This is a genomic window from Gordonia sp. NPDC003585 (assembly GCF_040610755.1).
Lineage (GTDB): Bacteria > Actinomycetota > Actinomycetes > Mycobacteriales > Mycobacteriaceae > Gordonia.
On record NZ_JBEXMX010000165.1, the window covers coordinates 1 to 3,950 of the forward strand.

3 protein-coding genes and 2 pseudogenes are annotated in these 3,950 nt (G+C 68.2%); 3 read left to right on the top strand and 2 right to left on the bottom strand.

All coding sequences use genetic code 11. The features are described 5' to 3' along the window. From ABZW74_RS24150 to ABZW74_RS24160, 3 genes and pseudogenes are all read left to right on the top strand, one after another. Positions 1-95: pseudogene (locus ABZW74_RS24150) on the top strand (4-hydroxyphenyl-beta-ketoacyl-CoA hydrolase); the annotation flags it as partial. After that, a pseudogene (locus ABZW74_RS24155) lies at positions 78-1,043 on the top strand (glycosyltransferase family 1 protein); the annotation flags it as partial. The pseudogenes ABZW74_RS24150 and ABZW74_RS24155, both read left to right, overlap by 18 nt. Positions 1,044-1,073: 30 nt before the next feature. Next, positions 1,074-1,784 carry a demethylmenaquinone methyltransferase gene (locus ABZW74_RS24160; RefSeq protein WP_355280001.1) on the top strand — a complete coding sequence of 237 codons (711 nt, stop codon included), beginning with the start codon at positions 1,074-1,076 and terminating at the stop codon, positions 1,782-1,784. An 18-nt stretch (positions 1,785-1,802) separates the two neighbouring features. Here ABZW74_RS24160 and ABZW74_RS24165 read toward each other — a convergent pair whose 3' ends face one another. Together ABZW74_RS24165 and ABZW74_RS24170 are read right to left on the bottom strand one after the other, a co-directional pair. Next, positions 1,803-2,756, bottom strand: coding sequence for an oxygenase MpaB family protein (locus ABZW74_RS24165; RefSeq protein ID WP_355280003.1), 954 nt, complete (start codon positions 2,754-2,756; stop codon positions 1,803-1,805). 79 nt (positions 2,757-2,835) lie between these two features. Then, on the bottom strand, positions 2,836-3,950 hold a 1,115-nt coding region (locus tag ABZW74_RS24170), incomplete at its 5' end, for an FAD-linked oxidoreductase (protein WP_355280006.1).

The following is a 3,950-nucleotide window of genomic DNA, read 5'->3' on the forward strand; positions in this document are numbered from 1 at the left end:
AGCTGCGGTACTCCGATCCGATGCTGCTCGACGACGTCGCCGCGGACTTTCCGTTCCTGACGATCGTGATGGCGCATCCCGCGGTGCCGTGGGTGACGTCGTTGCCGGTCGGGGTTCCGGCGCCGGTGCTCTACCGCGCGCTGCGTGATTTCGAGCCCGACGTCGTGCATCTGGCGTCGCCGTTCGTGGTCGGGGCGGCGGGGGCTCTTGCCGCGCGGAAGTTGCGCGTGCCGGCGGTCGCGGTGTTCCAGACCGACGTGGCGGGGTTTGCCGCGGAGTATCGGCTCGGCGCCGTGGAACAGCTGGCCTGGCAGTACACCCGACGCCTCCACGAACTCTGCGACCTCACCCTGGCGCCGTCGTCGGCTGCGTTGGAAGAACTTGCCGCGCATGGTATTCCGCGTCTGCGCAAGTGGGGTCGGGGCGTCGACAACGAGTTGTACTCGCCCGGTCGGCGGGATCTTGAGCTGCGTGCTTCGTGGATGGGCGACAGCGCCGAGCTCGTCGTCGGATTCGTGGGTCGGCTCGCGCCGGAGAAGCACGTGGAACGGTTGGCGTCGTTGGCTGCCGACCCGACGGTGCAGCTGGTGATCGTCGGCGACGGGCCGGAGCGGGCACGGCTGGAACGGCTGATGCCGGGTGCGGTGTTCACCGGCGAGCTGCGGGGCGTCGACCTCGCTCGCGCGTACGCGAGCCTCGACATCTTCGTGCACGCCGGCGAACACGAGACGTTCTGCCAGGCCATTCAAGAGGCGATGGCCAGCGGGCTGCCCGTCATCGGGCCCGACGCGGGGGGTCCGCGCGACCTGGTCGCGCCGTTCCGGACCGGATACCTGCTCGGGGTCGACGAGTTCTCGACGCGGCTGCCGGAGGTCGTCGACACCTTGCGCGACGATGCGCTGCGGGCCGCGTTTGGTCGTGCGGCGGTGCAGGCGGTGCGGAGTCGGTCGTGGTCGGCGATCTGCGCGCAGCTGGTCGGGCACTACGACTCGGTGCTCGACGGTTCCGCATCGGGCCGGTCGCGGCGCGGGCGGGTCGCCTGAGCCGTCGTGGCTGCAGGTAGCCTGAGGCGCATGGCAGCTGCTTCGGGCTCAACGAGTGGCGAGCGCGCGACGCTCGGCAAGGATCCGGCCGAGGTTGCGGCCATGTTCGACGGCGTCGCCAAGCGGTACGACATCACCAACACCGTGCTGTCGTTCGGGCGGGATCGGAGTTGGCGCAAGACCACTCGCAAGGCATTGGATCTGAAACCGGGCGACGTGGTGCTCGATCTTGCCGCCGGTACTGCGGTGTCGACGGTCGAGCTGGCGCGGTCCGGCGCGGTGTGTATCGCCGCGGATTTCTCGCTCGGCATGCTCAAGGCCGGCGCTGCGCGCGACGTGCCGAAGGTCGCCGCCGACGCGTTGCACCTGCCGTTCGCCGACGCGTCGTTCGACGCCGCGACCATCTCGTTCGGGCTGCGCAACGTCTACGACGTGTCGCAAGCGCTCGGCGAGCTCTACCGGGTGCTGAAACCGGGTGGGCGGATCGTCATCTGCGAATTCTCCACCCCGACGCTGCGGCCCTTCCGCACCGTGTACATGGAGTACCTGATGAAGGCGTTGCCCGCTGTCGCGACTCGGGTGTCGAGCAATCCGTCGGCGTATGTGTATCTCGCAGAATCGATTCGGGCGTGGCCCGACCAGTTCGCGCTCGGCGACCTGATGCGCGACGCGGGCTTTTCGCAGGTGCGCTGGCAGAACCTGACCGGCGGTATCGCGGCGGTGCATTCCGCCCGGAAGTGACGCACGCTCAACGAATGCTCAGGTGTTGGCGGCGTGGGGGACCGGGCAGCCGACAGCGAGGTCGGGCGTCGGATCGGCGTGTGGCACAGGGCAACCGGGGGCGAAGGTGCCGAGGTCTTCGACCTGGTACCCGCGCGAGTATCCGCGGACCTGCGACATCTCACGTCCGTAGATCGGCTTCACCCGCGGCCGGGCAAACGTGCGGATCGCCAAACCGCGCGCCTTCAGTCCACCGCGCACCAGGACGCGTTCGACGGCGGTCGGCTTGGGGTAGCCGAAGGCCTCGAGAAGCGGATCGTCCATGAGCGCGAACGACATTCGACGCACGACGGGCCGCGGAAGGAGGCGGTAGGGCAGGAAGGTGCACAGGAGGTCGAGCGTCGCGTCGGCGACTTTGCGCGAGTCGGCGCTGTAGGCGAAGTGCTCGCGCTCGTAGTCGACGAGGAACTTCTCGAACTCTGCGTAGGTTGCGGGAAGATTCTTGATCGCCATGTGCTTACCGAGTTTGCGGTAGTGATTGGTCAGCCCGGTGATCTCGTGGTCGGTGAGCTTGCGCCACTCGTAGGCGTTCACCCACTGGACCGGACAGACCACGAAAGTGGCCAGCACGTAGAGCATGTCGTCGTTGGAGATGTCGTAACGGGCATGCATCTGGTTGATACGCCGGATCGCCGACCGTCCCGTCGTGCTGTCGAAGCCGTGCTCGATCGGTGCGTCGAGCAGCAGCACCGTGTCGTCGTAGCGCTTCTGTGTCTCGTCGGTGAATTGGCCTGTGCGATAGAGCAAGTCGCCGATGGATGGGACGGCGTAGGTGCGGAACAGCGCGAAGCTCAAGGCCTGCGTGATGCCCCACGGGAACTCCTGGGTCCCGAGTGCGCGGGCGATGGACACCGGGTCGGCGACGGCGTCGATGCGGTCGATTTCATCGCGCCGACGATAGCGTTTGGAGTTGCGGAAGCGGGCTGCGAGCATGCTTGGAACATATCACCGAAAACGTCTCATTGATTACATGTGGGTGGTCACGATGGTGTGGGTTCGTGGTGTGGATCACTCAGGAGAACGGCGGCCGTGCGTCGATGCGCGTCGAGACCCGGCCGGCACCGCGCCAGGCGCGGGCGACGAGGTCGGCGTCGTCGGGGGTGATCAGGTTGCCCATCACCCGCACGACCATCGACATCAGCCGCTGCGACCGAATCCCGGGACGGCCGAGGGTCGGGACTGCCTGGGGCACGGTAAGCAGCCCGGCGAGGCGTCGGGCGGCGGAGAACGCGAGACCGTAGTGGTCGACGAGGATGTCGCGCCAACGGGCGGTGTGGTCGGGGTCGGCGCGGGTGTCGCCGATGAGTTCGACGGCGAGCCGGCCGGTTTCGAGGGCGTAGTCGATGCCCTCGCCGTTGAGCGGGTTCACACATGCCGCGGCGTCGCCGATGAGCATCCAGTTGCGTCCCGCGACTCCGGTCACCGCGCCGCCCATCGGCAGCAGCGCAGATGTGAGTCGGACCGGCGGTCCCTCGATGCCCCATTCGTCGCGGACCATGTTCGCGTAGAACTCGAGGATCGGTCGTAATTGCATGTGCGCGGGGCGTTTTGCGGTGGCCAGCGCCCCGACCCCGACGTTGAGCAGCCCACCGCCCGCGCTGCCGAGCGGGAAGACCCAGCCGTATCCGGGCAGCAAGTTGCCGTCGGGTCCACGGAGTTCGAGATGCGATCCCATCCAGTTCTCGTCGGCGCGGGTCGACGGGACGTAGGCGCGCGCGGCGGTCCCATAGGCGGTGTCGCGGTGCCACTCTCGGCCCAGGGACTTGCCGAGGCCGGACTTCACGCCGTCGGCGACGATCACGTCTCGCACCCGGATCGACGACGTCCCAGACGCGGTGGCCAGGGTGACCGACTCGATCCGATCGCCGGTCATCGTCACATCAACAGCCTTGGCGCCCTGAATCATTCGGGCACCCTTGGAAACCGCGAGCGCGCGGATCTCCTCGTCGAGCTCGGTGCGCGCGACCGCGCTGCCGTAGGCGGGGAAGCGGCCCGACGGCCAGGGCACACGCTTGGTCGCACCCCAGCCGTGCAGGAGCAGGCCGTCGAGGCGGGGGCGTCCGTCGAGGTAGTCGCCGAGGCCGAGAGCGTCGAGTTCGGCGATCGCGCGTGGGGTCAGACCGTCGC

Excerpts from the sequence above, each read along its gene's own strand:
- ABZW74_RS24165 (WP_355280003.1), bottom strand. The coding sequence starts at position 2,756 with ATGCTCGCAGCCCGCTTCCGCAACTCCAAACGCTATCGTCGGCGCGAT.
- ABZW74_RS24160 (WP_355280001.1), top strand. The coding sequence starts at position 1,074 with ATGGCAGCTGCTTCGGGCTCAACGAGTGGCGAGCGCGCGACGCTCGGC.